The sequence below is a fragment of the Bradyrhizobium sp. GW821-FHT13H05 genome (assembly GCF_058804065.1).
This window is the reverse complement of the sequence record NZ_JBXAPO010000026.1, coordinates 1-26,199: the sequence shown is the minus strand read 5'-3', so window position 1 is coordinate 26,199 and position 26,199 is coordinate 1. Positions and strand designations below refer to the sequence as shown.

At 64.9% G+C, this 26,199-nt stretch carries 26 protein-coding genes; 15 read left to right on the top strand and 11 right to left on the bottom strand.

The window, feature by feature from the left end:
* Positions 1 to 61: 61 nt before the first annotated feature.
* The 4 genes from AC1RR3_RS38130 to AC1RR3_RS38115 are packed head-to-tail and all read left to right on the top strand — an operon-like array spanning position 62 to position 4,085.
* Positions 62 to 856 carry a YdcF family protein gene (locus AC1RR3_RS38130; RefSeq protein ID WP_492830448.1) on the top strand — a complete coding sequence of 265 codons (795 nt, stop codon included), beginning with the start codon at positions 62 to 64 and terminating at the stop codon, positions 854 to 856.
* Between the two features lie 53 nt (positions 857 to 909).
* On the top strand, positions 910 to 1,692 hold the full coding sequence (locus AC1RR3_RS38125; protein ID WP_492830401.1) for a DUF169 domain-containing protein: 783 nt from the start codon (positions 910 to 912) through the stop codon (positions 1,690 to 1,692).
* 9 nt (positions 1,693 to 1,701) lie between these two features.
* The gene (locus tag AC1RR3_RS38120; RefSeq protein WP_492830399.1) at positions 1,702 to 2,880 is read left to right on the top strand and encodes a saccharopine dehydrogenase family protein; all 1,179 of its coding nucleotides are present in this window, start codon (positions 1,702 to 1,704) and stop codon (positions 2,878 to 2,880) included.
* Between the two features lie 29 nt (positions 2,881 to 2,909).
* Positions 2,910 to 4,085: a saccharopine dehydrogenase family protein gene (locus tag AC1RR3_RS38115; protein ID WP_492830397.1), complete on the top strand. Its 1,176-nt coding sequence runs from the start codon at positions 2,910 to 2,912 to the stop codon at positions 4,083 to 4,085.
* 140 nt (positions 4,086 to 4,225) lie between these two features.
* Here AC1RR3_RS38115 and AC1RR3_RS38110 read toward each other — a convergent pair whose 3' ends face one another.
* Positions 4,226 to 5,422, bottom strand: a complete 1,197-nt coding sequence (locus AC1RR3_RS38110; protein ID WP_492830396.1) for an FAD-dependent monooxygenase — start codon at positions 5,420 to 5,422, stop codon at positions 4,226 to 4,228.
* 147 nt (positions 5,423 to 5,569) lie between these two features.
* Between AC1RR3_RS38110 and AC1RR3_RS38105 the strand changes: the two genes are divergently transcribed.
* Entirely contained in the window at positions 5,570 to 6,046 is a 477-nt protein-coding gene (locus AC1RR3_RS38105; RefSeq protein WP_492830447.1) for a MarR family transcriptional regulator, read from the top strand.
* Here the strand turns inward: AC1RR3_RS38105 and AC1RR3_RS38100 are convergent.
* The 3 genes from AC1RR3_RS38100 to AC1RR3_RS38090 form a co-directional block, all read right to left on the bottom strand.
* On the bottom strand, positions 6,015 to 7,271 hold the full coding sequence (locus AC1RR3_RS38100; RefSeq protein WP_492830395.1) for an O-antigen ligase family protein: 1,257 nt from the start codon (positions 7,269 to 7,271) through the stop codon (positions 6,015 to 6,017). The genes AC1RR3_RS38105 and AC1RR3_RS38100 overlap by 32 nt on opposite strands.
* 147 nt (positions 7,272 to 7,418) lie before the next feature.
* Entirely contained in the window at positions 7,419 to 8,966 is a 1,548-nt protein-coding gene (locus AC1RR3_RS38095) for an undecaprenyl-phosphate glucose phosphotransferase (protein ID WP_492830393.1), read from the bottom strand.
* A gap of 121 nt (positions 8,967 to 9,087) precedes the next feature.
* Positions 9,088 to 10,221: a glycosyltransferase family 4 protein gene (locus AC1RR3_RS38090; protein WP_492830391.1), complete on the bottom strand. Its 1,134-nt coding sequence runs from the start codon at positions 10,219 to 10,221 to the stop codon at positions 9,088 to 9,090.
* A 200-nt stretch (positions 10,222 to 10,421) separates the two neighbouring features.
* On the opposite strand from AC1RR3_RS38090, the gene AC1RR3_RS38085 reads away from it, so the two are divergent.
* Positions 10,422 to 12,707: a GumC family protein gene (locus tag AC1RR3_RS38085; protein WP_492830389.1), complete on the top strand. Its 2,286-nt coding sequence runs from the start codon at positions 10,422 to 10,424 to the stop codon at positions 12,705 to 12,707.
* Between the two features lie 184 nt (positions 12,708 to 12,891).
* On the opposite strand, the gene AC1RR3_RS38080 is transcribed toward AC1RR3_RS38085, so the two are convergent.
* Positions 12,892 to 14,073, bottom strand: coding sequence for a GNAT family N-acetyltransferase (locus tag AC1RR3_RS38080; protein ID WP_492830387.1), 1,182 nt, complete (start codon positions 14,071 to 14,073; stop codon positions 12,892 to 12,894).
* Between the two features lie 129 nt (positions 14,074 to 14,202).
* Between AC1RR3_RS38080 and AC1RR3_RS38075 the strand changes: the two genes are divergently transcribed.
* Positions 14,203 to 15,246 (top strand): polysaccharide deacetylase family protein, encoded by a 1,044-nt coding sequence (locus AC1RR3_RS38075; protein WP_492830385.1) that lies wholly within the window; start codon positions 14,203 to 14,205, stop codon positions 15,244 to 15,246.
* On the opposite strand, the gene AC1RR3_RS38070 is transcribed toward AC1RR3_RS38075, so the two are convergent.
* Positions 15,236 to 15,457, bottom strand: a complete 222-nt coding sequence (locus AC1RR3_RS38070; protein WP_027559537.1) for a DUF2842 domain-containing protein — start codon at positions 15,455 to 15,457, stop codon at positions 15,236 to 15,238. The genes AC1RR3_RS38075 and AC1RR3_RS38070 overlap by 11 nt on opposite strands.
* A 109-nt stretch (positions 15,458 to 15,566) precedes the next feature.
* Here AC1RR3_RS38070 and AC1RR3_RS38065 point away from each other — a divergent pair, with 109 nt between their 5' ends.
* Positions 15,567 to 16,649 (top strand): COX15/CtaA family protein, encoded by a 1,083-nt coding sequence (locus AC1RR3_RS38065; RefSeq protein ID WP_492830382.1) that lies wholly within the window; start codon positions 15,567 to 15,569, stop codon positions 16,647 to 16,649.
* A gap of 20 nt (positions 16,650 to 16,669) precedes the next feature.
* On the opposite strand, the gene AC1RR3_RS38060 is transcribed toward AC1RR3_RS38065, so the two are convergent.
* The 4 genes from AC1RR3_RS38060 to AC1RR3_RS38045 form a co-directional block, all read right to left on the bottom strand.
* Positions 16,670 to 17,014 (bottom strand): hypothetical protein, encoded by a 345-nt coding sequence (locus AC1RR3_RS38060; RefSeq protein WP_492830380.1) that lies wholly within the window; start codon positions 17,012 to 17,014, stop codon positions 16,670 to 16,672.
* 121 nt (positions 17,015 to 17,135) lie between these two features.
* Positions 17,136 to 18,416: an O-acetylhomoserine aminocarboxypropyltransferase gene (locus AC1RR3_RS38055; RefSeq protein WP_492830378.1), complete on the bottom strand. Its 1,281-nt coding sequence runs from the start codon at positions 18,414 to 18,416 to the stop codon at positions 17,136 to 17,138.
* A 138-nt stretch (positions 18,417 to 18,554) separates the two neighbouring features.
* Positions 18,555 to 19,139 (bottom strand): CoA-binding protein, encoded by a 585-nt coding sequence (locus AC1RR3_RS38050; RefSeq protein WP_492830376.1) that lies wholly within the window; start codon positions 19,137 to 19,139, stop codon positions 18,555 to 18,557.
* Between the two features lie 99 nt (positions 19,140 to 19,238).
* Positions 19,239 to 20,063 (bottom strand): enoyl-CoA hydratase, encoded by an 825-nt coding sequence (locus tag AC1RR3_RS38045; RefSeq protein ID WP_492830374.1) that lies wholly within the window; start codon positions 20,061 to 20,063, stop codon positions 19,239 to 19,241.
* An 86-nt stretch (positions 20,064 to 20,149) separates the two neighbouring features.
* Between AC1RR3_RS38045 and AC1RR3_RS38040 the strand changes: the two genes are divergently transcribed.
* From AC1RR3_RS38040 to AC1RR3_RS38015, 6 genes are all read left to right on the top strand, one after another.
* The gene (locus AC1RR3_RS38040) at positions 20,150 to 20,578 is read left to right on the top strand and encodes a PaaI family thioesterase (protein WP_492830373.1); all 429 of its coding nucleotides are present in this window, start codon (positions 20,150 to 20,152) and stop codon (positions 20,576 to 20,578) included.
* A gap of 158 nt (positions 20,579 to 20,736) precedes the next feature.
* Entirely contained in the window at positions 20,737 to 21,201 is a 465-nt protein-coding gene (rplM, locus tag AC1RR3_RS38035; RefSeq protein WP_008137961.1) for a 50S ribosomal protein L13, read from the top strand.
* Between the two features lies 1 nt (position 21,202).
* The gene (gene rpsI / locus AC1RR3_RS38030; protein ID WP_007611021.1) at positions 21,203 to 21,682 is read left to right on the top strand and encodes a 30S ribosomal protein S9; all 480 of its coding nucleotides are present in this window, start codon (positions 21,203 to 21,205) and stop codon (positions 21,680 to 21,682) included.
* Between the two features lie 229 nt (positions 21,683 to 21,911).
* Positions 21,912 to 23,132, top strand: a complete 1,221-nt coding sequence (locus AC1RR3_RS38025) for a GGDEF domain-containing protein (protein ID WP_492830370.1) — start codon at positions 21,912 to 21,914, stop codon at positions 23,130 to 23,132.
* A 59-nt stretch (positions 23,133 to 23,191) separates the two neighbouring features.
* The gene (locus tag AC1RR3_RS38020) at positions 23,192 to 23,428 is read left to right on the top strand and encodes a hypothetical protein (protein ID WP_492830368.1); all 237 of its coding nucleotides are present in this window, start codon (positions 23,192 to 23,194) and stop codon (positions 23,426 to 23,428) included.
* A 116-nt stretch (positions 23,429 to 23,544) separates the two neighbouring features.
* Entirely contained in the window at positions 23,545 to 23,841 is a 297-nt protein-coding gene (locus AC1RR3_RS38015) for an antibiotic biosynthesis monooxygenase family protein (RefSeq protein ID WP_025036647.1), read from the top strand.
* Between the two features lie 6 nt (positions 23,842 to 23,847).
* On the opposite strand, the gene AC1RR3_RS38010 is transcribed toward AC1RR3_RS38015, so the two are convergent.
* Positions 23,848 to 24,996 carry an AI-2E family transporter gene (locus AC1RR3_RS38010; protein WP_492830367.1) on the bottom strand — a complete coding sequence of 383 codons (1,149 nt, stop codon included), beginning with the start codon at positions 24,994 to 24,996 and terminating at the stop codon, positions 23,848 to 23,850.
* Positions 24,997 to 25,255: 259 nt separating this feature from the next.
* Between AC1RR3_RS38010 and AC1RR3_RS38005 the strand changes: the two genes are divergently transcribed.
* Entirely contained in the window at positions 25,256 to 26,029 is a 774-nt protein-coding gene (locus AC1RR3_RS38005; RefSeq protein ID WP_492830365.1) for a gamma-glutamyl-gamma-aminobutyrate hydrolase family protein, read from the top strand.
* Positions 26,030 to 26,199: the final 170 nt, after the last annotated feature.

The window sequence follows — 26,199 nt, the reverse complement described above, 5'->3', positions numbered from 1 at the left end:
GCGGATGGATCGGCGGGACCAGCCCGCCTGTCGGCAGTCTGCCGCTCCACGAGGCCTCCCCCTGTTCTTCGCTCTCTCCAAGACGATCGGCATCGCGCTTTTGCCGACCAATTTCATGATCGAGCTCGGTGTCGTCGGTGTCCTCCTGCTCGCGACGCGGTTCGCTGGGGTCGGTCGCAGGCTGGTCACGGCTGCGATCGTGCTGCTGGCGCTGTGCGGCTTCTCGCCGCTCGGCAATTTTCTGATGTATCCGCTGGAATCGCGCTTTCCGCCGTGGGACGCCGCGCGCGGCGCACCCGACGGCATCATCGTGCTGGGCGGACCGATCGATCCGGATATGTCGCAGCTTCACGGCGTGCCGGTGGTGCACAACGCCGCCGATCGCATCTTCGCCACCGTCGAGCTCGCGCGGCGCTATCCGAATGCGCGCGTCGTCTTCACCGGTGGGAGCGCCAATCTGATGTCCGGTGACGCGCGGGAAGGCGACTATGCCGCGACGCTGCTGCAAAATCTCGGTGTTCCCAAGGAGCGCCTGATCATCGAGCGCGACTCGCGCAACACGTTCGAGAACGCCGAGTTCACCAAGGCTCTGGTGATGCCCAAGCCCGGCGAACGCTGGCTGCTGGTGACGTCAGGCTATCACATGCCGCGCTCCTACGGCATCTTCCGCAAGGCCGGATTTGCGGTCGAACCTTATCCCGTTGATTGGCGGGTCGGCGGCCTCTTCGGGGTCGACACGTTGTCGTCGAGCGGGCTTTTCCGTACCGATCTTGCGATCCGGGAATGGATCGGTCTGATCGCCTATCGGCTTGCGGGCCGAACCGGCGAGTTGCTTCCGGGACCGGGCAAGGACTAGAACGAAGGCGAACAAGCAACAACGGCGCGCGATCGCCGGGCCGGGAGGACGTCATGCAGCAGCAGGCCGCTGAACCCATCGATCTTGCCGGCCTCGTCGCCGATCTCAACAGCCTGTTGCGGCTGAAGACGACGGTGATCGGCATGAAGCTGTTCGCGCAAGCTGCCCACATGGAAGCGATCCCGAAGATCCGCCGGCCGAACGCGGTCCACACCACCGACCAGATCGTCAGCATGGCCGCGCGTCTCGGATGGACGGTCGGCATCACCGGCGAGGATCTCGTCGGCGCCCAGTGCCGCGCGGTGATCGGCCTTGCGCCACAGGATGAAAAATGGCTCGCCGGCGAAAACTATGTCGGCGTCTGGCACGGCACTGCGGAAGACGCGCGCAAGCGTCAGGAGGCGCTCGATGTGGTTCCGTTCGGCCACTATCAGGCGCTGGCCGTCAGTCCGCTCGCCAGCGGCCGGCTCGATCCGCCCGACATCTGCCTCGTCTATGCGACGCCGGGGCAGATGATCATCCTGATCAACGGGCTGCAATATACCGGCTACAAGAAGTTCGAATGGGGCGTGGTCGGTGAGACCGCCTGTGCGGATTCCTGGGGGCGGGCACTCAAGAGCGGGGAGCCCAGCCTGTCCTTGCCATGCTATGCCGAACGGCGCTATGGCGGCGTGCCGGACGAGGAGATGCTGATGGCCTTGAAGCCGGAACATCTCGCCAAGGCGATCGAGGGCATGAAGGCGCTGGCCAGGAACGGGCTGCGCTATCCGATCCCGCCCTATGGTATCCAAAGCGACGTCCGTGCCGGCATGGGCGTGAGTTACGCGAAGAAGTAAGGGACGACCATGAGCTCTGCGAAATTCGACATCGTCGTCTACGGCGCGACCGGTTTCACCGGCCAGCTCGTCGCCGAATATCTGACTCAGCATTACAAGAGCGACAATTCGCTCAAATGGGCGATGGCCGGCCGCAGCCTCGGCAAGCTGAAATCGGTGCGTGATGCGGTCGGCGCGCCCGGGAATACGCCGCTGATTGTCGCGGATGCGTCGGACGCGGCCTCGCTGAAGGCGATGGCGGAGCAGACGATGTCGGTGATCACGACGGTCGGTCCGTATCAGCTCTACGGCGAGGAATTGCTAGCTGCCTGCGTCGCCACCGGCACGGATTATTTCGATCTCTGCGGCGAGCCGATCTGGATGCGGCAGATGATCGACAAGTACGAGGCGGCTGCCAAAGAGAGCGGCGCGCGCATCGTGTTCTCCTGCGGCTTTGATTCCGTGCCGTTCGAGCTCGGTGCCTTCTTCGTGCAGGAAGAGGCCAAACGCGTGTTCGGCGCACCTGCCGCACGCGTCAAGGGCCGCGTGCGCGACATGCGCGGTACGCTGTCGGGCGGCACCGCAGCGAGCGCGAAGGCGACCTTCGATGCGGTCGCCAAGGACATCAGCCTCATCACGATCCTGAATGATCCGTTCGCGCTGACGCCGGGATTTTCCGGGCCGAAGCAGCCGAGGGGCAACAAGCCGCTGCTCGAGGAGGATCTGCAATCCTGGGCCGCGCCGTTCATGATGGCGCTGATCAACACCCGCAACGTCCATCGTTCCAACATGCTGATGGGCTTTCCCTACGGTCAGGACTTCGTCTACGACGAGATGGTTCTGACGGGTCCCGGCGAGAAGGGCGAGGCCAACGCGAAGCGCGTGATGGCGGCGAACGCCGAGAAGACCGGCCCGAGCGCACCGAAGCCGGGCGAAGGACCCTCGAAGGAAGAGCGCGAGAACGGCCTCTTCGATCTGCTCTATGTCGCGATCGCACCCGACGGCCGCACGGTCCGCGCCGGCGTCACCGGCGACCGCGATCCCGGCTACGGCTCGACCTCGAAGATGATCTCGGAATGCGCGATCTGCATGCTGCGCGATGTGACGGACGTGCCGGCCGGCTTCTGGACGCCGGGTGCAGCGATGCAGCACAAGCTGATCAAGCGGCTGCAGGAGCATGCTGGGCTGACGTTCAAGGTGGAAGCGTAAGCTCCACAGACTTGCAGGAAGCGTGATCCGTGCCCGCGAAGTTCGACATCGTCGTCTATGGCGCAACCGGATATACCGGCCAGCTCGTCGCCGAGTATCTCGCGGCTCACTATGTCGGTGACGGCGCACCGACATGGGCGATGGCCGGGCGCAGCAGCGACAAACTCGCCTCCGTTCGCGACGCGATCGGCGCGCCCAAGGACACGCCGCTCATCGTTGCCGATGCGGCCGATCCCGCGTCGTTGCGGGCGATGGTCGATCAGGCGAAGCTGGTCATCACCACTGTCGGTCCATACCAACTCTATGGCTCCGATCTGCTCGCCGCCTGCGTCGCCTCCGGCACCGACTACATGGACCTCTGCGGCGAGCCGATCTGGCTGAAGCGGATGATCGACAAGCATGAGGCGGCAGCCAAGGCGAGCGGCGCGCGCATCATGTTCTCCTGTGGCTTCGATTCCATCCCGTTCGAGCTCGGTGCGTTCTTCGTGCAGGCGGAAGCCAGGCGCGTATTCGGGGCGCCAGCGCCGCGCGTAAAAGGGCGCGTCCGCGACATCAGCTGGAAGTTCTCCGGCGGCACCTCGGCGAGTGCAAGGATCACCTTCGAAGCGGTCGCACAGGATCTCAGCCTGGTGTCGATCCTCAAGAATCCGTTCGCCTTCACGCCGGGCTTCGAGGGCCCGAAACAGCCGCGCGGCAACAAGCCTGTGTTCGAGGATGATCTGCAATCCTGGTCGGCCCCGTTCGCGATGGCGATCCTCAATACGCGCAACGTTCACCGCTCCAACATGCTGATGGGATTTCCGTATGGCAGGGATTTCGTCTACGACGAGATGGTGCTGACGGGGGCTGGGGAGGAAGGGCAAGCCAACGCAAAGCTGGTCATGGCCGCCAACAGCGAAAAGACTGGCCCTGAAGCGCTCAAGCCCGGCGAGGGGCCCTCGAAGGAGGAGCGCGACAACGGTCACTACGACCTGCTCTATGTCGCGATCGCGCCCGATGGCCGTCAGGTTCGCGCGGCGGTAAAGGGCGACCTCGATCCCGGCTATGCGTCAACGGCCAAGATGATCTCCGAATGTGCGATCTGCCTGCTGCGCGACACCCCCGATGTGGCAGCCGGTCTCTGGACGCCGGGCGCGGCGATGCAGCACAAGCTGGTCAAGCGGCTGGTCGATCACGCCGGGCTCAGGTTTGAGGTGGAGGGGTAGGCGAGGTTGCGCGCCCGAATGACGGTGTCGTCGCCCGGCTTGACCGGGCGATCCAGTATTCCAGAGACAGTCGTTGTTGAATCGAGAGGCCGCGGCGTACTGGATGCCCCGGTCAAGCCGGGGCATGACAGCGTTAGCCGCTACACCGCCCGCGCGTCATACGCGTACATGAACTCCATGCTCTTCGAGCCCAGCGGCAGCAGCCATTTCAGCATCTGATTGCGCATCCACGCGCCGGTGGCGCTGAACTCGCGCTTGTTGTTGCCGTTGCGGCGGGCGATGGCGACGATCTTTTCCGCGCGCGGGCGGCGCTCGGCCTCGAAGGCGTGGAAGGTGGCGCTGAGCTCGTGGCCTTCCTGCATCAGGCGGGCGAGCCGCATCGCATCCTCGAGCGCGAGCGAGGCGCCCTGGCCGGCATGGGGGCTGGTCGCGTGCGCAGCGTCGCCGATCAGCAGCGAGCGCTTGCGCGACCAGATCGGCAGGGTCGCGACGTCGAGCGTGTCGGTGACCACGATGTTCTCGGCCGCGTCGATGATGTCGGGGATCGGATCGTGCCAGCCGCGATGGAAGCCGCGCAGATGCTGCTTCAGCGTCGCCTGGTCGAGCGCGCGAAACATCGCCGCGTCCATGCCACGCGCGGGCTGCGTGCTCCACCACATCACGCCGTCGTTCGGATCCGGGCTGCAATAGCCGTAGCCGAAGAAGCCGCTCTGCCCGAAAGTGGTCTCGACGTGCCGGCCGATTGATCTGCCCTCGAGCACGGCGCGCGGCACGAAGCCGCCGAAGCCGATCAGGCCGGTGTCGAAGGGCGTTGGTCCGTCCGGTACCACTTGGCGTCGCGTGATCGAATGGACGCCGTCGGCGCCGATCAGGAAGTCGCCTTCGGCGGTGGTGCCGTCGGAGAAGTAGGCGATGACCGGCTGGTCGCCGCGATCCTCGATCTTGATCAGGCGTTTCTCGAAATAGAGCGAGACGCAGGCGCACCAGGCCTTGTCGATCAGGATTTCGTTCAGCGTGGCGCGGCAGACATTGACAGCCGGCTGGCCGAAGCGCCGCGCCATGTCGCGGTTGATCGAGCCGAGCCGCTCGCCGTTTTGCGAAAAGAAGTCGAAGGCCTCTGCGACCGAGCCGCGGCTGATCAATTCGTTAGCAAGGCCGATCTCGTCCAGCACATGCATGCCGTTCGGCGCGATCTGCAGACCGCCGCCGATGCCTTTGGAATAGGGCCGGGCCTCGTAGATCGCGGATTCGATCCCGGCGCGGCGCAGCAGGATCGCGGTGACGGGCCCGGCGATGCCGGCGCCGATGATCAGGGCCTTGCGGGGACGGGTGGACATGGCTTGCTCCCGACGTTTCCGTGGTGCTAGGAGAAATTACGGTCGCTAAATCTCTTAGCGGCTAAGATATATATCGACTAAGATATGAGGCCGACCTTGTCAAGGACGAAGGCGCGCACAGCGCTGTTGGGCGAGCTCGAGGAGGCGATGCGACGGTCGTCCGCGCAGGGCGTGCTCTATGGCCAAACCGTTGCGAACGTTGCCGGAATTGCCAATTCCGACCTCGAATGCATGGACATCCTCTATCTGGAAGGACGCGTCACGGCGGGCCGGCTCGCCGAGGTGACGGGCCTCACGACGGGCGCCATCACGGGCGTGGTCGACCGGCTCGAGAAGGCCGGGCTCGTGCGCCGCGAGCGGGACGAGAAGGACCGCCGCAAGGTTTTCATCGCGGTCGTGCCGGAGCAGGCGATGAAGATCGGCCAGCTCTATGTGCCGATGCAGCAGGCGATGGAGAAGGTGTTTGGCAGCTATTCCGACGAGGAGCTGCGCCTGCTGCTGCGCTTCGCGACCGAGGGCTACAAGGGTGTGCTCGCGGCAACCGAAGCGCTGAAGAGCCTGCTCGACACGCCGCCGGAGAAGCGTCCTGATCTCAAGCTGAAGAAGCTTCGTCGCGAGATTTGATCGCGTAGATCTGCGCGGCCGCGATCATGCCCCACATCGCGCCCAGCATCATCCAGAAGTGCCGCCAGTGGTCGGTGTCGATCACGAAGCTCTCGCCGACAGTGCCGACGAAGGCTGCAAACACCGCGAGATAAGCGCGTTGCCAGGGCACGGGGACGAAGATGTGCCTGAAGCCCATGATGACCGTCGTGAACACCAGCGCGGGATAGCACACGCCGGAGAGCCAGCCGCCGGACATGAAGGCGTTGAGGTAGGAGTTGTGGGTGTCTTCCGGGAAGAAGCGGTGGAATTGCAGCGGGCCGATACCGAACGGCAGGTCAAGCGCCATCTCCGCACCGAGGATGTGCCGGCCGAACCGGCCGAAGCGGCCTTCGTCATAGCTCTGATCGAAGCTTGCGCGCTGCTTGAACATCTCCGCGGTGGAATCGAATGACAGCAGCACCGCGATCAGCGCGAGGCCCAGCACCGCGGCGACAATCGCCATGACGACGATGCGCGAGCGCTGCGCGTTGGTGCGGCTGGTCAGCACCATCAGCACCAGCATGAAGGCGGAGGTCAGCACCAGCCCGCCCCAGGCGGCGCGGGAGAAGGCAAGCAGGATCGCCAGCGACATGATGCCGAAGGCGATGACGTTGCGGAACGACTTGCCCAGCTTGTCGGAGACCACGCTCTGGAGCGCGAACAGCGCCGGCAGGATCAGGAAGGCGCCGAGAACGTTCGGGTCCTTGAACGTGCCGCGCGCGCGTCCGTAAAGCGTGAGCAGGTCGTCACCGCCGGGAACCAGGTGGAAGTAGCCCGCGACCGCCGACAGCGAGGCGACCATCGCGCCGACCACGAGCCCGCGGCGCAGCATGTCGAGCCGGGCCGCGGTGTCCTCGGACGTGATCAAGGCGAAGAACGCCACGGTTACCGCCATGTACCAGGAAGTCGCGATCCAGCTCACCACCTCGGGCTGGTCGAACAGCGGGATCGCGCTGATGGTGTAGCCGACATTGAGCAGCACCAGCATCAGGATCAGCGGCATCAGAACCAGCCGCAGGCGCAGGCCGGTCGCGAAGAAGGTGACGGTGGCCAGCAGGGTCACGATCTCGTAGGGGCTGGGCTCGATGAAGACGATCGCGCCGGAGGCGCCGACCAGCCACACCATCGCGCGCTGGAGCGCCAGCACGCCGGGCGCAGCGCGAACCGCTGCATTCATGTCCCCGGCTGTTGCCGCATACGCCATTATACGCTCACGCTATTCATACGCTACACACACCGCTGTCATCGCCCGGCTTGACCGGGCCAACCAGTACCCGCGGCGCGCGTTGGAGAAAACGGCTGGCGCTGCGGCGTACTGGATGCCTCGGTCAAGCCGGGGCATGACGGAAACTCAATACGCGTTCTCGTTCTTGGTCATCAGCGCGACCGGCGTCTTCAGGAGAATGACGAGGTCGAACAGCACCGACCAGTTCTCGATGTAATAGAGGTCGAACTCGACGCGCTTCTGGATCTTCTCTTCGTTGTCGATCTCGCCGCGCCAGCCGTTGATCTGGGCCCAGCCGGTGATGCCGGGCTTGACGCGGTGGCGGGCGAAATAGCCGTCGACGGCTTCGTCGAACAGGCGGCTCTGGAGCTTGCCTTGCACCGCATGCGGGCGCGGGCCGACCAGAGAGAGGTTGCCGGAGAACACCACATTGAACAGCTGCGGCAGCTCGTCGAGGCTGGTCTTGCGGATGAAGCGGCCGACGCGGGTGACGCGCGGATCGTTCTTGGTCACGACCTTCGACGCCGTCGGGTCGGCCTGGTGATGGTACATCGAGCGGAACTTGTAGACGTCGATGCGCTCATTGTTGAAGCCGAAGCGTTTCTGGCGGAATAGCACCGGTCCGGAACTGTCGAGCTTGATGGCCAGCGCGACCAGCCCCATGACCGGGAGCGCCGCGAGCAGCGCGAGGCTGCCGACGACGCGGTCGAACAGCCATTTCATCACCAGATCCCAGTCGGTGATCGGCGCCTCGAACACGTCGAGCGTCGGCACCTCGCCGAGATAGGAATAGGAGCGGGGACGGAAGCGCAGCTTGTTGGTGTGCGCGGAGAGGCGGATGTCGACCGGCAGCACCCAGAGCTTCTTGAGCATCTCCAGGATGCGCGTCTCCGCCGAGATCGGCAGCGCGAACAGCACGAGATCGACGCGGGTGCGGCGGGCGAACTCGACGATGTCGTCGACCTTGCCGAGCTTGCGGGCGCCGGCGCAGGTGTCGAGCGCGCGGCTGTCGTTGCGGTCGTCGAACACACCGAGCACGTGGATGTCGGAATCCTCCTGCGCTTTCAGCGCCTCGACCAGCTGCTCGCCGTTGCTGTCGGAGCCGACGATGATGGTGCGGCGGTCGAGCCGGCCCTCGCGCCCCCAGGCACGCACCAGCGAGCGCAGGATCAGGCGCTCGGCAATGAGCGCGGCGAGACCGAGGAAGTAGAAGGCGGCAAGCCACAGCCGCGACATTTCGCTGCCGAATTTGGCGAAGAAGGAAATGCCGATGAACAGCAGGAAGACGAACGACCAGGACGAGATCATCCGCGTCATCTGCCGGAGCTGTCCGCGGAACAGCTGCACCTGGTAGATGTCGGCAGCCTGGAAGCAGACCACGGCGGCGACCGCAACGGCGACGATCTCGGCCGGGTAGACCCAGCTGAAGCCGGCAAGCGGCATCACATAGCCGACATAGACCACAATGCCGACGAGGCTCAGCAGCGCGAAGTCGGTCAAACGGACGAAGCCGGTGATCACGATCGGCGAGTAGGCGCGGGCGACCTTCTGGTTGACGACGTCGAGCGCCGCGGGCGTGAGCCGGCGGCGGCGTTCCACAAAGGGCTGGTCAGCCGGATTCGCCGCGGCGCTGGTCGCGGCATCGAGCATCGAGCGTGCGTTGAGCGGTTCCACGGGCGTCCACGTCCATTCCAACAAGCCTGGGGCCACGACTTTGCCGCCCCGGGTGAGCATCCCCTGGCACATGGATTACCGAACAAATCGGAAGATTCTCTAAAGCGGGTCTTAAGAATGGTTAGTGATTGATAAACGCGTCGCGATATCCCGCGAGCACGCCGTCGACCATCGCCTGCTGGGAGAAATGCGCGGAGATCCGCTCGCGCAGGGACGACGCGCGCTGCGCGGTCGCCTGCGGATCATCGAGTGCGGCCGCAATCGCTTGCGCCATGGCCTCGGCATTGCTCGCCGCGAACAGGGCCGGGCTCTCGGGGCCAAAGATCTCGGGGATGCCGCCGACGCGGGCGGCGATCATGGGAATGCCGGCAGCTCCGGCTTCGATCACGACATAGGGCATGGAATCGCCGCGGGAGGGAACGACCAGCAGCCGCCCTTTGGAGAAGCCGTAGCGCGCCTTGACGTGGCCGATGAAGCGGATGGCGCTCGCGAGGCCGAGCTTCTCGACCTGTGCCTTCAGCGCCGCGGTTTCCTCGCCGTCGCCGCCGAGCGTCAGCGTGACCTTCTTGCCGCCCTCGTGCAGGCGCGCCACGGCATCGACCAGCAGGTCCGCGCCCTTGATGTGCCTGAACTCGCCGACATAGCAGAGGTCGGTGGCATCATCGGCGATGGTGACAGGCTCGAATTCCTCCGGTGTCACGCCGTTGAAGACGCAATGCACCACGCCCTTGGGCGTGCCGACGATGCGTTGATAGGTGTCGCGGGCAAAGGCGCTCTCGAACAGGAACAGGTCCGTCGCGTCCATCAGCGTGCGCTCGAGCCGCGCGTAAAACTCGCCCTTGAGGGTGTTGAGCGGGTAATGCAGCGAGCCGCCATGCGGGGTGTAGATGCGGATGGTGTCGTCCGAGCGCCGCCGCATCCGGACGAAAGCGCCGGCCTTGGCGCCATGGCCGTGCAGGACGTCGGGCTTGAGCGTGGCGATCAGGCGCCGCATCCGCAGCCACACCAGAAAATCATCCGGCGACGGTTCGCGGCGGATCGCGAGCCGGTGCACCCCGAGCGTCAGCCGCGGCGCGAGCTCGGCCAGCGCCTTGTCCGCGCGCTCACCGCCGGTGAGGCTGTCAGCGAGAATTCCGACGTGATGGCCGCGATCGACCTGGCCGTTGGCGAGATCCAGGATGTGGCGGAAGATGCCGCCGACCGGAGCGCGTACGGCGTGCAGGATGCGGAGCGGCTGGTCGGGAGAGGGGGGCATGATCAAAACCAGCGCTCGACGGCGAATGCCGAACAATTTTCGAAATATCGAGATGGATTAAGAGCCCTCGTGGTTAACAAACGGTGACGAGTGCGCGAGCGTGGAACGCGGCATGGCGCGATTAACCCAGCAGCAACCTTAATGGAGTGTAATCGCCTCGGTTGAGGTAGAGTCGCAGCGTTTCCCTGCGGGAGTGTTCGATGCGTTTAGCGTTCTGGCGTGCCGGCAAGGACAAGGCTGTGGTCGAACGGGCTGTTTCAAAGTCCAAAGCCGAACCCGCGCCCAAGATCGAAGCCAAGATCGAAGCCAAGATCGAAGCAAAGGCTCCGCCCGCTGTTGCGAAGCAGGGGCCAGTCGAATCCGGTGACATTGACCTGCACGCGCTCGGTGGCGCGCTCGCCCGCAAGCGCGGCTGGATCATCGTGCCGACGGTGCTCGCGCTGGTCGCGTCCGTCGCCATCGTCAATCTCGTCACGCCGCGCTACAAGTCTGAATCCCGCATCCTGATCGACGGCCGCGAGAATGTGTTCCTGCGTCCGAGCAGCGACCGCAGCACCGAGGAGCGGCAGGCGCTTGACCCCGAGGCTGTGACCAGCCAGGTGCAGCTCGTGCTGTCGCGCGATCTCGCGCGCGAGATCATCAAGAAGAACAAGCTCGCGGAACGCCCCGAATTCGATCCGGTGTTGCAGGGCATTTCGCCGCTGAAGTCGCTGGCGGCGCTGGTCGGCATCGGCCGCGATCCGTTCTCGATGACGCCGGAAGAGCGGGTGCTGGACGCCTATTACGATCGCCTCCAGGCCTATGCCGTCGACAAGTCGCGCGTGATCGTGATCGAATTCCAGTCGGCTGATCCCGATCTTGCGGTGCGCGTCGCCAATTCGATCGCCGACGGCTATCTCGTGCTGCAGCAGAATGCGCGCCAGGACCAGGCGCGCAATGCCAGCCAATGGCTCGCGGGCGAGATCGAGAATCTGCGCAAGAAGGTTTCCGACGCCGAAGCCAAGGTCGAGGACTTCCGCTCCAAATCGTCACTGTTCGTCGGCACCAACAATACGACGCTGTCGAACCAGCAGATGGGCGAGGTCAACACCCAGCTCAACAACGCGCGCTCGATGAGGGCGGATGCGGAATCCAAGGCTCGGTTGATCAAGGAGATGCTCCAGAGCGGCAAGCCGATCGAGGCGTCCGAGGTGGTGAACTCCGAGCTGATGCGGCGACTGTCCGAGCAGCGGGTCACGCTGCGGGCGCAGCTCGCCGAACAATCGTCCACGCTGCTCGGCAATCACCCGCGGATCAAGGAGCTGAAGGCGCAGCTCGGCGACCTCGACAATCAAATCCGCGACGAGGCGGCCAAGATCTCCCGTTCGCTCGAAAGCGACGCACGCATTGCCAGTGGCCGGGTCGACGGCCTGACAGCGAGCCTCGAGCAACTCAAGAAGCAGGCGACCTCGACCAACGGCCAGGATGTCCTGCTCCGCGCGCTCGAGCGTGAGGCCAAGGCGCAGCGCGACCTGCTGGAGACGTATCTTGGCAAGTACCGCGAGGCCAGCACCCGCGAGTCCATCGACACCGCCCCGGCGGAAGGTCGCATCATCTCGCGCGCCATCGTCTCGAACATGCCGGCCTATCCGAAGAAGCTGCCGATCGTGCTGATCGCGACGATCGCGACGCTGCTGCTCTCGTCCGGCGTCGTCGTCACCGGCGAGCTGTTGCGCCAGACCGCGCCGCGCGCCGTGGCCGTCTTTGCACCGGCGCAGGCTCAAACGCGGGCGGCGGCTCGCCAGGAATCATTTGTCGAGCCAGCCGTTGAACCGGCCGTCGAACCGTTCATGGACGAGCCCGCACCGCTTGCGCCGGAGATGACGGCCGATGCCGACGTCACCGAATTCGCCGAGATCGAGCATCTGGCCGACAGCCTGCGCGCCGCAGGCGCGGCAGCCAAGAAAGTCACGGTGCTCGGCACCGCATCGGGCGAGGCCATCACGCTGTCGGCGCTGACGCTGGCCCGGCATCTGGCGCGTGATGCGCGTGTCGTCGTGGTCGATCTTGCTGCGTCTTCGCCGACGATGGCCGCCGTGTCCGTCGATGCCGCGGCCCCCGGCCTTGCCGAGCTGATGCAGGGCGAAGCCTCGTTCGCGCAAGTGATCACAAGGGACAAGCTGTCGCGGCTGCACCTGGTCATGGCCGGCCGTCCCGGTTTTGACCGCAGCCTGCTGCAATCGCCCCGCGTGACGCTCGCCATCGACGCGCTGCTTCGCGCCTACGACCATGTGCTCCTCGATGCCGGCAGCGCCTCCGACCTTCCGGCCGAGCTGCTGACGGCAAATGCCCGCGCCGTCGTGGTGCCCGACGCCGCGATGGCCCAGGATGCGCGTATGGTGATGTGCGAGCAGCTCAGGGCTGTCGGCTTCAGCGAGGTGACGATGCTGAGCAAGCCGGTGCAGCCGTCGAATGCGATGGAGGCCCCGCGCGTGGTCGCGGCATAGGCTTCTTACCCTCTCCCCTTGTGGGAGAGGGTGGCTCGCCGCGCAGCGGCGAGACGGGTGAGGGGTATCTCTCCGCGAATCCCACTGACCCTTGCGCCCGCGGATAAATACCCCTCATCCGGCGCTTCGCGCCACCTTCTCCCACAAGAGGAGTAGGGAAAGGCAGCCGTGCAGGTGGAGGGATTTACCCGAACGCCTGCCGCAGGCGCCGGGCCAGATCGAACAGCATCTGGTTCTGCTTCACCAGGCGCTTGCCGTGGCTCAGCGAGGACATCGCCATTGCCGCGAGCCTGCCGCGTGAGGTCAGCGGCACGAAGCTGTCAAAGATATCCTCGTCGTTCTTGCAGAACATCCGCTTGTATTCGTCCGAGCCGATGCCGAGGTCGAGCGAGCGATAGCCGCGCTCGGCGTAGCGGTCGATGATGTAGCGCATCAGGATCAGGCCGGGGCTGTAGCGCGCGTGTTCCGACATCGTGTAGGTGTTGAACATCATCGAGAAGCGCTGGCCGTCGGCGACGCCGGCGAAGATAGCGATCACTTCCTCGTCGCATTCGAGTGCGTGGATGTCGATGACGCGGCCCTCGCCGCGCGGCGCCAGGCAGGCGCTGCGGATGAACTGCTCGACGCCGGGCTCGGCGAAGACGTTCGGCAGCTTCTGTTCGGCCATCCGCGCCGGCTTGACCCGGAAGAACCAGTCGAGCAGGCGGCTGATGTCCGCCTCGGTGGTGGCGAGATGATAGCGGTAGCCGGCAAGCGCCTGGAGCTTCTTCTCCTTGCTCTTGAGGCGGCGGCGGAAGGAATTGCTGATCCGCGATGCGGGCGGGCCGCCGGGCTCCATCACCAGCAGCGGGCAGCCGTTGATCGCGCTCTGCCGCGGCAGCAATGCAAACGGGTTCTGCTGGTCGTGCCAGCGTAACGGCTGCTGCGTCAGCGCGAGCACGTCGACATGCTCGCGCAGCGATGCAAGCAGCGCGTCGAGATCGGCGGCGCCGATTTGGGCTGCGAACTCGGCATTCCACAGGCCCATGTTGAAGGTCGTGTGTTTGCCGCCCATGAAGCAGGCTGTGCGGACCCCGTGGCTTTGGCGCAGCGAGAGCGGCAGCAGCATGAGCGGTTGGCGTTCGGCGTCGCGCGCAATGACGATGAAGGGGCGTGAGCCTTCGCAGCCGCCAACCAGCCGTTGCCAGGGGCTGAGCAGGTCGAAGCGCTGGTAGGGAGTGAAGAGGTGGCCGCCTTCCTCGAACGCGCGCCAGGCCGCCTCGGCTTCGGCGAGACCACTCAGGATATCGACAGACGCGATACGGCTCGCTTTCGACCGCGCTGGCGCTTCTGCCGTCCGGCTTTGCATCGCCGCAGCCATGGTCATTCGCGAAACCTGTCGAGAAAACGAAAAATACGTATTTCGGCCTGTGGCCGACCTTTGCAAAGAAATGTCAACAAAGGGTAATGACTATAGGAGAGGGAAGAGACCGCCGGCGAGCGTGAAGGTGGGATATTGGCATCCGACGACAGATGGCTGGAACGGCTGCGGCTCGAGCTGACCTGGTTCACCGGTCAGGCGGCGCTGCGCAGTCGTGGCGCCGGCGCCATCCTGAGCTTTGTGCATGTGCGGCCGCGGCAGCGCGGCGCGTTTCAGCCGCTGCGCGAGCACGAGGTCACGCCGCAATTCCTCGACCGCGCCATTCGCGCGCTGAAGCGCTGGAAGTACGACATCATCGGTATGGACGAGGTCTGCCGGCGTGCGGTGACGTTGTCGGAGACGCGGCGCTTCGTGGCGCTCACCTTCGACGGCGCCAACAAGGACCTTATCAACTTCGCCTATCCGGTGCTGGCCCGCCACGCCGTGCCCTTCACGATCTACGTGCCCACCGCGTTTCCTGATGGCGTCGGCGAAGCCTGGTGGCTCGGGCTCGCGCAGGTGATCGCACGCGAGAGCCGCATCAGCCTGATGATGGGCGAGAAGGAACAGCGCTTCACCGTCACTGACAATGCCGAGAAGCAGGCGCTGTTCTCGTTCATCGAGGGCTGGCTGCGCTCGCTGCCGCCGGCGGATCTGTCGGCTGCGATCGCCGATCTCTGCACGCGCTACCGCATCGATCTCGCGGCGCTCTCGCGCGAGGCGTCGCTGAATTGGGAGGATCTGGCGAGGCTTGCCGCCGATCCACTCGTCACGATCGGCAGTGCGACCGTGAACTATCCGGTTCTCGCCAACATGAAGGACACGGCCGCGCTGCGCGAGATGACGATGGGCAAGGCGGTCGCGGAATCCGCCTTCCACCGCGAGATCAGCCATCTCGCCTTTCCGTTCGGCGATCGCTCGTCCTTCCGCCGCAGCCACGTCGTGATGGCGGAGGAGGCCGGCTTTGCCAGCGCGGTGTCGACGATATCAGGCATCGTGGACGCGGAAGGGCGCACCAATCTGCGCGCGCTGCCGCGGATTTCCTGGGACGGGCGCGTGCGCTCGCTGCGCATGTTGCGCGTGCTGGTGTCGGGTACAGCCTTTGCGCCGGTGAAACCGACCGGCAGCGCTACGAGCTAGATTTGACGCGATCGGGCCGCTGCATCCAGCTCACGATCGGCATCGCCGGCAAAACCCAGCCCATGCCGACCACCACGTAATAGATCGCCTGCCGCCAGCCGGACTCGGCGATCCACGGCATCTGCGCCGCCGCCATTCCGAGCAGGGCCCAGACGGTGGCCAGCACCAGGAGCAGGATGGCGCCGAGGAACTTGCGGGTGCGGATCGTCATGACGGAATGCTGCGGCTTTCGCGTAACTTGCACTGCGGAAGCGGGGGACTATAAGGGCCATGCAGTCCGGTTCAAGCATCTTTAGTTCAAGGCTTGGGTTTCGCTCCTGATGACGCCGATTTCCGCCCCGTCCGAGCCGTACCGCGCTGTGCGCTGGTGGCTGATTTCCGTGGCCGCGCTGATCGCGCTGATGGTGCTGGTGGGCGGTGCGACACGGCTGACGGAATCCGGCCTGTCCATTGTCGAATGGAAGCCGGTCACGGGCAGCCTGCCGCCGCTCTCGGAGGCGCAGTGGACCGACGCGTTTGAGGCCTACAAGAAGATCCCGCAATATCGCGAGCTCAACGCGGGCATGAGCCTGTCCGAGTTCAAGGAGATCTTTTGGTGGGAGTGGAGTCACCGGCTGCTCGGCCGCTTCATCGGCGTCGCCTACTTGCTGCCGTTCCTGTTCTTCCTGTGGCGCGGCGGCCTGCCCGGTGAGTTGAAGCGGCGGCTGTGGCTGCTGTTCGCGCTTGGCGGGCTCCAGGGCGCCGTCGGCTGGTGGATGGTGGCCTCGGGCCTGACCGAACGCGTCGAGGTGTCGCAATATCGGCTGGCGACGCATCTGGTGCTCGCGCTGCTGATCTTCGCCGGCATCGTCTGGACGGTGCGGCGGCTCAAGGAGCGGCCGCAGATCGCGGCGCCTGCGCGGCTGCGCTGCACCAGCGCGCTGCTGCTCGTCGTGACCTTCGTGCAGATCTATTTCGGTGCGCTGGTCGCGGGCCTGCGCGCCGGGCGTGCCTACAACACCTGGCCGCAGATCGACGGCGCGTTCATTCCGTCTGCGGACCGGCTGTGGTTCGAGGCGCCTTGGTGGCGCAACATGTTCGACAATGTGCTGACGGTGCAGTTCGAGCACCGCATGACGGCCTATGCGCTGTTCGCGCTGGCGGCCTTGCATGCGATCGACGCGGTGCGCTCACGTGCAGGAGCCGCTGCGAGCGGTGCGCTCTGGCTGTTTGCCGCGGTGAGCCTGCAGGCGCTGCTCGGCATCCTCACGCTGCTCAACCAGGTACCGATTGATCTTGCGCTCTCGCACCAAGCCGTTGCGATCGCAGTGCTCACGCTTGCGGTGATGCAGGTGGAGCGGCTCGCGTCACGGCAGACGGCCGAAGCGCAACCGCGCGCGGTTCCTGTCGGTCAGCCCGGCTGATCACCATCAGCCCGGGCTGATCAGCAATAGCCGTAGATGCCGCACGAGTAGGGCAGGCGCCAGAAATAGTCGACCTGCTTCCCGCCGTAGTAGGAGCCCTGATAATCGTAGTCCCAGGGACGGCCGTAATAGCCCGGCAGCGTGTGCGAGCCGGGCAGCAGCGGCGTGCCGGGCAGGTTGCGAATGTAGCTGCCGACGCCATAGGCCGGCGAGATCAGCGCATCCGGATCGGTCTCGACATAAACCTTGGGTAGCTCCTGCGGCGGCGCAGCGGCCCGCCGCCTCGGCGTCGCCGGAAGATCGGCAGCGATCGCGCTCGAGACCGTCAGCATCGCCGCAAGGGCAGGCACCATCCAGCGCAGCATCGTCGGCTCCGAATCAAAAAGGGCGATCCAAAGACGATGTATGCGGCAGACATGGTTAATGATTGTTAACCGGAGGGCATTTCGGGGCGCGCTTGCGCACGCCCCGGAACGATTTCGAACACTACGCGCTCAGCGCCTGCTCCAGGTCCGCGATCAAATCTTCCTTGTCCTCGATGCCGATCGAGAGCCGGACCACGTCGGGGCCGGCACCGGACTTCACCTTGGCGGCGTCGTCGAGCTGGCTGTGTGTGGTCGAGGCCGGGTGGATCACCAGCGAGCGGGTGTCGCCGACATTGGCGAGGTGCGAGAACAGCTGCAGTTTCGACACCAGGTTGACGCCGGCGTCATAGCCGCCCTTGAGGCTGAAGGTGAACACGGCGCCTGCGCCCTTCGGCGCATATTTGCGCGCGAGCTGGTTGTACTTGTCGCTTGCCAGGCCCGCATAGCTCACCGAGGCCACGGCCGGATGTCCCGCGAGGAATTCGGCGACCGCCTTGGCGTTGTCGCAGTGCTTCTGCATGCGCAGCGGCAGCGTCTCGATGCCGGTGAGGATCATGAAGGCGTTGAACGGCGACAGGGCAGGGCCGAGGTCGCGCAAGCCGAGCACCCGGCAGGCGATCGCGAAGGCGAAATTGCCAAAGGTCTCCTGGAGCTTGATGCCGTGATATTCCGGCCGCGGCTCCGACAGCATCGGATATTTGCCGCCCGTTGACCAGTCGAACGTGCCGGCATCGACGATGATGCCGCCGAGCGAATTGCCGTGGCCGCCCAGAAATTTCGTCAGCGAGTGCACGACGATGTCGGCGCCGTGGTCGATCGGGCGGATCAGGTAGGGCGAGGCCAGCGTGTTGTCGACGATCAGCGGAACGCCCGCCTTGCGCGCCACCGTCGAGATCGCCTCGATGTCGGTGATGCTGCCGCCGGGATTGGCGATGGACTCGATGAAGATCGCCTTGGTGCGCGGCGTGACCGCGCGCTCGAAGCTGGCGATGTCATCAGAATCGGCCCACACCACGTTCCAGCCGAAACTCTTGAACGCGTGCGTGAACTGGTTGATCGAGCCGCCATAAAGCTTTCGCGCGGCGATGAACTCGTCGCCGGGCTGGAGCAATTGCTGCAGCACCACGACCTGCGCGGCGTGGCCCGAGGCGACCGCAAGTGCGGCCGTGCCGCCTTCGAGCGCGGCGACGCGCTCTTCCAGCACCGCGTTGGTGGGGTTGCCGATGCGGGTATAGATGTTGCCGAATGCCTGCAAGCCAAACAGCGAGGCGGCGTGGTCGGCATCGTTGAAGACGAAAGAGGTCGTTTGATAAATCGGAGTCGCGCGCGCACCGGTCGTGGGGTCGGGCTGTGCACCGGCATGCACGGCGAGGGTTGAAAATCCCGGAAGGCGATCGCTCATTGAGGGCGTCCTGTTCTTGTGGTCTGAAATCGCGCGGCATGCTGATCGGCGCCGCGGCTGCCGTCAAGGCGCGGCTTCACATCGAAACGATCGTGCTGCGTATTGTCGCGTTCGCGAAAGGAATCCTTCGCAATTGCGTCAGCTTTGCTCGCTCTTGTTCTTGGCGGCCCGATCGGATGCCGCGGTATCGCCACCGCCGACGCTCATCCGATTGAGGGATAGACGCATGCCCTGCGTCGGCGCGGGTGCGCGCTTGGAACTCAGCGTGCGCGAATTGACGCCCATCCAGGAGATCTCGGATGACAAACGGCCATATTCGATCTTGGGACAGCGGTTCATCACGACCTTGACACCAACCGCTTCCGCCTTCGCCGCCGCCACATCATCACGTGCGCCAAGCTGCATCCAGATCACCTTCGGCAGCGGATCGAGCGTGAGCGCCTCTTCGACGACCGGCATGATGTGGCTGGAGTTGCGAAAAATGTCGATCATGTCGACGGGACGGCCGATGTCGGACAGCGAGGCGACGAAGGGCTTTCCGAGCAGCTCCTTGCCGACATGGCCGGGATTGACCGGGATCATGTCATAGCCGCGCTGCGCCAGATATTTGAACGCGAAATAGCTGGGACGCACATTGACCGGCGAGGCGCCCACCATCGCGATCGACTTCACGCTGTTGAGGATGGCGCGGATGTAATTGTCGGGATAGGCGTCGTGGTTCATTGGCTCTTCTTTTTGCTGTCATTGCGAGGAGCGAAGCAATCCAGTCTGTTTCCGCGGTGGGATTTCTGGATTGCTTCGCTTCGCTCGCAATGACGAGGGTCACTCATCCCGCCATGTCGGCGTGCGCTTCTCGATGAAGGCGCCGATGCCTTCCTCGGCGTCGCGCGCCATCATGTTCTCGGTCATCACCTCTGCCGCATAGCGATAGGCGTCGGCAAGGCTCATCTCGGCCTGGCGGTAAAATGCCTCCTTGCCGAGCTTGACGGTATAGGCGGATTTCAGCGCGACCTGTTCGGCCAGCGCGATCGCGGCGTCGCGCTCGGAGCCGGCGGCGACCACGCGATTGATCAGCCCGATCTCGCGGGCGCGCGCGGCCGTGACAGGTTCGCCCGTGAGCAGCATCTCCATCGCCTGCTTGCGCGGCACGTTGCGTGACAGCGCGACCATCGGCGTCGAGCAGAACAGGCCGATGTCGACGCCGGGCGTGGCGAAGTGTGCGGCTTCGGAGGCGATCGCAAGATCGCAGCTCGCGACGAGCTGGCAGCCGGCCGCGGTCGCGATGCCCTGGACGGACGCGACCACGGGCTTCGGCAGATGCACGATCGCCTGCATCATCGCGCTACAGGCGTTCATCATGTCCGCGAAGAAGGCGCGGCCGCGATCCGGGTCCGAGCGGCGTGCGGTCAGCTCCTTCATGTCGTGACCGGCGGAGAAGGCGGGACCATTGGCTGCGATCACGACGCCGCGGACGGCCTTGTCGTCCCGAATAGCATTAAGCTCTGCATGCAGGCCGGCGATCATCGCTTCAGACAGGCTGTTGCGCGCGGCCGGGCGGTTGAGCGTCAGGACCGCGATGCTGCCGATGGTTTCGCGGAGCAAAATCGGCGGTTGCGGGGAGGGGGCACGGGCGGCCTGGACGGACATTGACGCGATTTCCGCTGGATCATTGCAATTGGATGACGCAGATAACCTAATGTAACAGGCGAAGTGAAGCGAGGGCGGGGAACAGCATGGCGTCAGCGAAAATGAGCGTGGCGGAAGTCGAGCAGTTTCTCCGCAACGAGTTTCCCCAGGCCTTCAGTGGCGACGACATCATGATCGAGAGCGCGGACGGCCAGACCTGCCTTTTGCGCCAGCGCTACAGCGAAAAGATGCTACGGCCGGGCGGAACCGTGTCGGGACCGACGCTGATGGCACTGGCCGATTTCGCGATGTACGTGGTGCTCCTCTCGGCGATCGGGCCGATCGGGCTCGCCGTGACCACCAATCTCAACATTAATTTCCTGCGCAAGGGCCAGCCCGGGCAGGACGTGCTCGCGGAGGCGCGGCTGCTCAAGCTCGGCAAGCGCCTGGCGGTCGGGGAGGTGAACCTGCTGTCCGGCACCTCGCCCGATCCCATCGCCCACGTCACATCGACCTATTCCATTCCAAATGTTTGATCTTTTTGCAGGTATTATCGCACCATATTTTTAAGCTATTGATTTTACTTACCGAATTTACTGCTTCGGGCATTGACCGTTGCGCGTCTCTTCTCTAGAAAACCGCGCAGTCCGGTGCGGTGTTCGCGCCGATATCTCCCGTCCACGGAAACTCCGATATGAAAACCTTTTCGGCAAAGCCGGCTGAGGTGACGAAGAAGTGGGTGCTGATCGACGCCAAGGGTCTGGTCGTCGGCCGCCTCGCCACCATCGTCGCCATGCGCCTGCGCGGCAAGCACCTCCCGACCTACACCCCGCACGTTGATTGCGGCGACAACGTCATCATCATCAATGCGCAGCATGCGGTCCTCACCGGTCGCAAGCGCGAGCAGAAGACCTATTACAAGCACACCGGCTATGTCGGCCACGTCAAGGAGCGCACCGCGCGCCAGATCCTCGAGGGCAAGCATCCCGAGCGCGTGCTCGAGAAGGCCGTCGAGCGCATGATCCCGCGTGGTCCGCTCGGTCGCGTCCAGATGGGCAACCTCCGTGTCTACGGCGGCGCCGATCATCCGCACGAGGCCCAGACGCCCGAGAAGATCGACATCGCCAAGTTGAACCGCAAGAACACGAGGGCCGCATAACATGGCCGAATCCATTCAGTCGCTCGACCAGCTCTCGCAGCTCAAGACGGCGGCCGCGCCCGACGCGCCCAAGCACGAGAAGAAGGTCGACAAGTTCAACCGCGCCTACGCCACCGGCAAGCGCAAGGACGCGGTCGCCCGCGTCTGGATCAAGCCGGGTGCCGGCAAGGTCACCGTCAATTCGCGCGAGGTCGAGGTGTATTTCGCCCGTCCCGTGCTGCGCATGATGATCGAGCAGCCGTTCTCGGTGGCTGCGCGTTCCGGCCAGTACGACGTGATCTGCACCGTCGCCGGCGGCGGTCTGTCCGGCCAGGCCGGTGCCGTCCGTCACGGCATCTCCAAGGCGCTCACCTATTTCGAGCCGGAGCTGCGCACGGTCCTCAAGAAGGGCGGCTTCCTCACCCGCGACTCGCGCGTGGTCGAGCGCAAGAAGTACGGCAAGGCCAAGGCACGCCGGTCCTTCCAGTTCTCGAAGCGTTAATCGCTTCGATCACATTCGCCGCGAAAGCGGCTTCAATGAGATGCAAAAGGGCGCTGATTTCAGCGCCCTTTTTGCTGTTCGTTTGTGTGCAAATTGAAGACGAGTTTCCCGAAAACTTGGTCGTCCGTGAAAACCTGAATGGAACTCGCGGGACATAGCGTCGCATCTGGAAGGGCGCGCAAGTCGGCTGGGCCGATCGCGTAACTGCTATGTCTAAGAGGGGGCCGACATGATGTCGCTCGATAGCATCACGCTCTATTTGGTCGCCACCATGGTTGCCGCACTGCTCGGCGCCATGATGGTGTTTTTTGGCAGGCAGGAGAACAGTCCTGCGCTGAAATGGTGGGGCACCGCCTATCTGCTCGGTGCCGCCTCCGTCGCGCTATGGACTGCGGCCGGCGACAAGCTCGGCCCGCATCTCTATCTGGCGTTAAATGCCGTCGGCTTTGTTGCCTGCGGCATGGTGTGGAATGCGGCGCGCGTCTTCCACGGCCGCAAGCCGAACTGGCCCGGCCTCGTGCTCGGTGCGCTCGCCTGGGTCGCCGCCGTGACGCTGCTCGATCCCGCTGCATCCGTGCTGCGCATGATCGCCGGCGCCGGCATCGTCTCGGTCTATGCGGCACTGACCGCAAGCGAGCTCTGGGTCGAGCGGCGCAAGAGCCTGCAACGGCGCTGGCCGGCCTTCGTGGTGCCGGTGATGCACGGCTGCGTGCTGATGCTGCCGATCCTGCTGGGCAGCTTCCTGGGTCCCGACGATGCCGGCTTCTCCCGCAGCATCTGGGTCACGGTATTCGCGGTCGAGCTGATCCTCTATGCCGTCGGCACCGTGTTCGTGATCTTTATGCTGGTGTCCGAGCGCACGGTGACGGCACACCGGACCGCCGCGTCCACCGATCCCCTGACCGGCATGCTCAACCGCCGCGGCTTCTCGGAAGCCTGCGGACGCGTGATCGAGCGCGAGGCCAAGGCCGGACGCCCCGTGACCGTGATGATCTTCGACATCGACCACTTCAAGTCGATCAACGATCGCTTCGGCCATCCCGCCGGTGACGAGATGCTGAAACTGTTCTCGACCGTCGTCGTCAGCAATCTGCGTATGACCGATATGTCTGGTCGCATCGGCGGCGAGGAGTTCGCGGCGTTGCTGCCGTGTTCGCTGGAGGAGGGCGTGCTGGTTGCCGAGCGCGTGCGCGAAGCGTTCGAGACCTCCGGCGTCGTGGTCGATGAAGGCCCGGTCGACACCACCGTCAGCATCGGCGTCGCCGGTGGCCCAGCCGGTACCGAGCTCGAGGTGCTGCTGGCCTCGGCCGACACCGCGCTCTACCAGGCCAAGCGCGGCGGCCGTAACCGCGTCGAGGCGGCAGAGGAGCTGCCGTTGTCGCTGGAGAACTGGCGCCGCCAGAGCGCGGCGCGGGTCAGTGCGCCGCGGCCCCAGCCCGCCACGGCATGAGGCAAAGGGCGGCCTCGCGGTAATCCCCTGTTTACCATTCGATCCCTACCATTCCGATCATGGAATCGATCCGTCGACAGAATCCGCAGGCCGCCCTGATGTCGCTTGAAGCCCACGCCGCTTCGGCGCGCGGCGGCTTCGCCTGTCTGTTCTCGACCGCCGAGGAGTACGAGACGGCGCTGATCACCGAGCGCCGCGCGCAGGGACGCTACACGCAAAGCCGCAGCTACTGGCCATACGCGCTGTTCGCCGGTTGTGCGTTGATGGTGGCCGGAGCAGTGCTGCTGTTCGCCTGAGAGACCTGCATTTTAGCGGCCTGCATTTTTGGGCCAGCCAGGGCGCCGTTTCGGCGCCTTTTTCTTTGCCTCCGCCTGCGGTAGACACGCCGATCAAACAACAAGGGTGGAAGCCGATGATCACCGAGATCGCGCAAATCGACGTCAAGCCGGGTAGCGAGAAGGATTTCGAGGCCGCCGTCGCCAAGGCCAAGGCCGCCTTCGGCCGCTCCAAGGGCTTTCATGGCTTCGAGCTGCACAAGTCGATCGAGAAGCCGCAGCGCTACCGGCTGATGGTGAAGTGGGCGACGCTGGAGAACCACACCGTCGATTTTCGTGGCTCGGAGAACTTCACCGAATGGCGCGGCCTGGTTGGCCAGTATTTTGCTGCGCCGCCCGAGGTCGAGCACACCGAGACCGTGCTGACGACCTGAGCCGTCTCACGCCGCCTCAGCCAGGGGCGGCGCCTCATACGTCTTGAAATGGTCGATCATGACCTTGGCGATGGCGACCAATGGGAGCGCCAGCGCCAGGCCCCAGATTCCGAACACGACGCCGAGCAGGATCTGGAACGCGAACAGCGTGGCCGGCGGAATGTCCAGCGCCTGGCGCTGGAGGATCGGCGTCAGCACGTAGCTTTCCATGGCGTGGACGCCCATGAAGAGCAGAAACGCCGACAGTGCCGGAATCCAGCCCGAGGCGAGGCTCGCCAGCACCACGACGACGCCTGCGATGATGGCGCCGACGGTCGGAATGAAGGCGAGCAGGCCGGCCTGAATCCCCAGGATGAACGAGCCGGGGATGCCGATGAGGGCGAGCCCGATCCAGGTCACGACGCCGACCGCGATCATCACGACGATCTGCGCGACCAGCCAACGCTCCAGTGTCTCGCTGATGCGGTCGATGATGAGGGCTACGCGGGTGCGATGCCTCGCTGGTGCCAGGAACAGCAGGCCATCGTGATAGACACTTGGCTGGGCGGCGAAGGCGAGCCCGAGAAACAGCACGATGAAGATGTTGCCGACGGCGCTGATTGCGCCGAACAGCAGCTTGAAGGTCTGGCTCACGATCGCCCCGCCGCTCGATGCGAGTGCGCCTGCGCCGCCCGGTAATCCGCCGTGCGAGGCCGGGCTCGGGGCGGGCGTCGAGCCAGCGTCGGCGGAGGCCGCGGGCGCGGCGTTGCCGAGATCGAACACGCTGGTGTCGATGCCGTGGTTCTCGAGGAAGGAGCGGACGTTGGTGATCTGCGACTTGATGGTCTTGCTGAGCAGCGAAGCCTGTTCGGCAATGGTGGCGCCGCCGAGATAGGCGACGCCCGCGAGCATCAGGGCGAGCGCGATGCAGACGATCGCGAGCCGGACCGGATGGGGCAGGTGCACGCGGCGGCCGAGCGCGTTGGTCATGGCGTTGAGGCCGACGCCGAGCAGCATGCCGGTGAAGATCAGGAGCAGGGTGGTGGCAAAATACCAGGTGAAGGCGAGGAACGCCGTGAACAGCACGACGCTGATGCCGCCGACGGAAATCGCCCAGGCCTGATCCCGAGCGAGATCGGTGCGGGTCCGGGGCCGTTCATTTGCGGGAATGGTCACGTCGGATCCTTTCGGAGGCGGCAGGGCGGGCCACTCTTTCGCGAAATCCCACGCGGGATCAAGCGGCCCCCAAGCGCCGATGTGACGCGTCCGTGGCCTCGAAGGCCAACGCTGCCGGGGCGAAAGGGTGCCAGACCCGCCCCCCGGGCCGGGCATTTGCGCGAAAATAGCATTGCCGTCCCGCGATCCCTTCTGTTGAAATTGTTCCATCCCAGGGGCATGTTTGGAGAATCTTCTTGCGGGGAGGTCGGAACGACAGATGAGAAAGCCGGTCGTCGGCGTGATCGGGAACGCCCATCGCGTTGAAAATCGATTTCAGGTCCAGATGGTCGGTGAGCGCAACCTGCGCGCCGTGGCCGAGGTCTCCGGCGGCCTGCCGGTGATGTTCGCGGGAGCGCCAGATATCACCGACATCGGCGCGCTGCTCGACACCGTCGACGGTATCGTGCTGACCGGCGCCCGCGCCAACGTCCACCCGACCCGTTTCAACGTCGATCCGTGTGAGGCGCACGAGCCCTACGACATCCACCGCGACGAGGTCGCGCTGACGCTCTCGGTTGCCTGCGTCGCCCGCGGGATTCCGCTGTTCGGCATCTGCCGGGGCCTCCAGGAGATGAACGTCGCTTTCGGCGGCTCGCTGCATCCCGAGATCCGCGAAATCCCTGGCCGCATGAACCATCGCATGCCCCGGCTCGAGAACGGCGAGATTCATCCCGATCCGACCGTGGTGTTTGCCGACCGCCACGATGTCGACCTCACGCCGGGCGGTGCGTTCGCGACGCTGCTCGGCTGCGAGAAGATCAGGGTCAATTCTCTGCACGGCCAGGGCATCCTCGATCCCGGCAAGCGGGTGCTGATCGAGGGCGTTGCCGAAGACGGCACCATCGAAGCGATCCGCATCGCGGAAGCTCCGACCTTCGCACTCGGTGTGCAATGGCACGCCGAATACGACCCGCAGCGAAACCCAATCAACCGGAAGCTGTTTGAAGCGTTCGGTGAGGCGATGGTGGCGAAGCAGCGCGCGGCGGCGTAGGGCGGTTGGCGCCGACAGGCGTTTCAGGCACGCTCTTGCCCCATCGTCAATGCGAGCGCAGCGAAGCAATCCAGAGTCTCTCCGCGGCGGCAGTCTGGATTGCTTCGCTGCGCTCGCAATTGTGCATGTTCACTAATTCGCTGATCGAATTCATCCTGTTCAGGGAGGAT

Coding starts and splice junctions, on each gene's coding strand:
- AC1RR3_RS38125 (WP_492830401.1), top strand. CDS start 910: ATGCAGCAGCAGGCCGCTGAACCCATCGATCTTGCCGGCCTCGTCGCC.
- AC1RR3_RS38120 (WP_492830399.1), top strand. CDS start 1,702: ATGAGCTCTGCGAAATTCGACATCGTCGTCTACGGCGCGACCGGTTTC.
- AC1RR3_RS38110 (WP_492830396.1), bottom strand. CDS start 5,422: ATGTCCACCCGTCCCCGCAAGGCCCTGATCATCGGCGCCGGCATCGCC.
- AC1RR3_RS38105 (WP_492830447.1), top strand. CDS start 5,570: ATGCGACGGTCGTCCGCGCAGGGCGTGCTCTATGGCCAAACCGTTGCG.
- AC1RR3_RS38100 (WP_492830395.1), bottom strand. CDS start 7,271: ATGGCGTATGCGGCAACAGCCGGGGACATGAATGCAGCGGTTCGCGCT.
- AC1RR3_RS38090 (WP_492830391.1), bottom strand. CDS start 10,221: ATGCCCCCCTCTCCCGACCAGCCGCTCCGCATCCTGCACGCCGTACGC.
- AC1RR3_RS38085 (WP_492830389.1), top strand. CDS start 10,422: ATGCGTTTAGCGTTCTGGCGTGCCGGCAAGGACAAGGCTGTGGTCGAA.
- AC1RR3_RS38080 (WP_492830387.1), bottom strand. CDS start 14,073: ATGACCATGGCTGCGGCGATGCAAAGCCGGACGGCAGAAGCGCCAGCG.
- AC1RR3_RS38070 (WP_027559537.1), bottom strand. CDS start 15,457: ATGACGATCCGCACCCGCAAGTTCCTCGGCGCCATCCTGCTCCTGGTG.
- AC1RR3_RS38065 (WP_492830382.1), top strand. CDS start 15,567: ATGACGCCGATTTCCGCCCCGTCCGAGCCGTACCGCGCTGTGCGCTGG.
- AC1RR3_RS38060 (WP_492830380.1), bottom strand. CDS start 17,014: ATGCTGCGCTGGATGGTGCCTGCCCTTGCGGCGATGCTGACGGTCTCG.
- AC1RR3_RS38055 (WP_492830378.1), bottom strand. CDS start 18,416: ATGAGCGATCGCCTTCCGGGATTTTCAACCCTCGCCGTGCATGCCGGT.
- AC1RR3_RS38050 (WP_492830376.1), bottom strand. CDS start 19,139: ATGAACCACGACGCCTATCCCGACAATTACATCCGCGCCATCCTCAAC.
- AC1RR3_RS38045 (WP_492830374.1), bottom strand. CDS start 20,063: ATGTCCGTCCAGGCCGCCCGTGCCCCCTCCCCGCAACCGCCGATTTTG.
- AC1RR3_RS38040 (WP_492830373.1), top strand. CDS start 20,150: ATGGCGTCAGCGAAAATGAGCGTGGCGGAAGTCGAGCAGTTTCTCCGC.
- rplM (WP_008137961.1), top strand. CDS start 20,737: ATGAAAACCTTTTCGGCAAAGCCGGCTGAGGTGACGAAGAAGTGGGTG.
- rpsI (WP_007611021.1), top strand. CDS start 21,203: ATGGCCGAATCCATTCAGTCGCTCGACCAGCTCTCGCAGCTCAAGACG.
- AC1RR3_RS38025 (WP_492830370.1), top strand. CDS start 21,912: ATGATGTCGCTCGATAGCATCACGCTCTATTTGGTCGCCACCATGGTT.
- AC1RR3_RS38020 (WP_492830368.1), top strand. CDS start 23,192: ATGGAATCGATCCGTCGACAGAATCCGCAGGCCGCCCTGATGTCGCTT.
- AC1RR3_RS38015 (WP_025036647.1), top strand. CDS start 23,545: ATGATCACCGAGATCGCGCAAATCGACGTCAAGCCGGGTAGCGAGAAG.
- AC1RR3_RS38005 (WP_492830365.1), top strand. CDS start 25,256: ATGAGAAAGCCGGTCGTCGGCGTGATCGGGAACGCCCATCGCGTTGAA.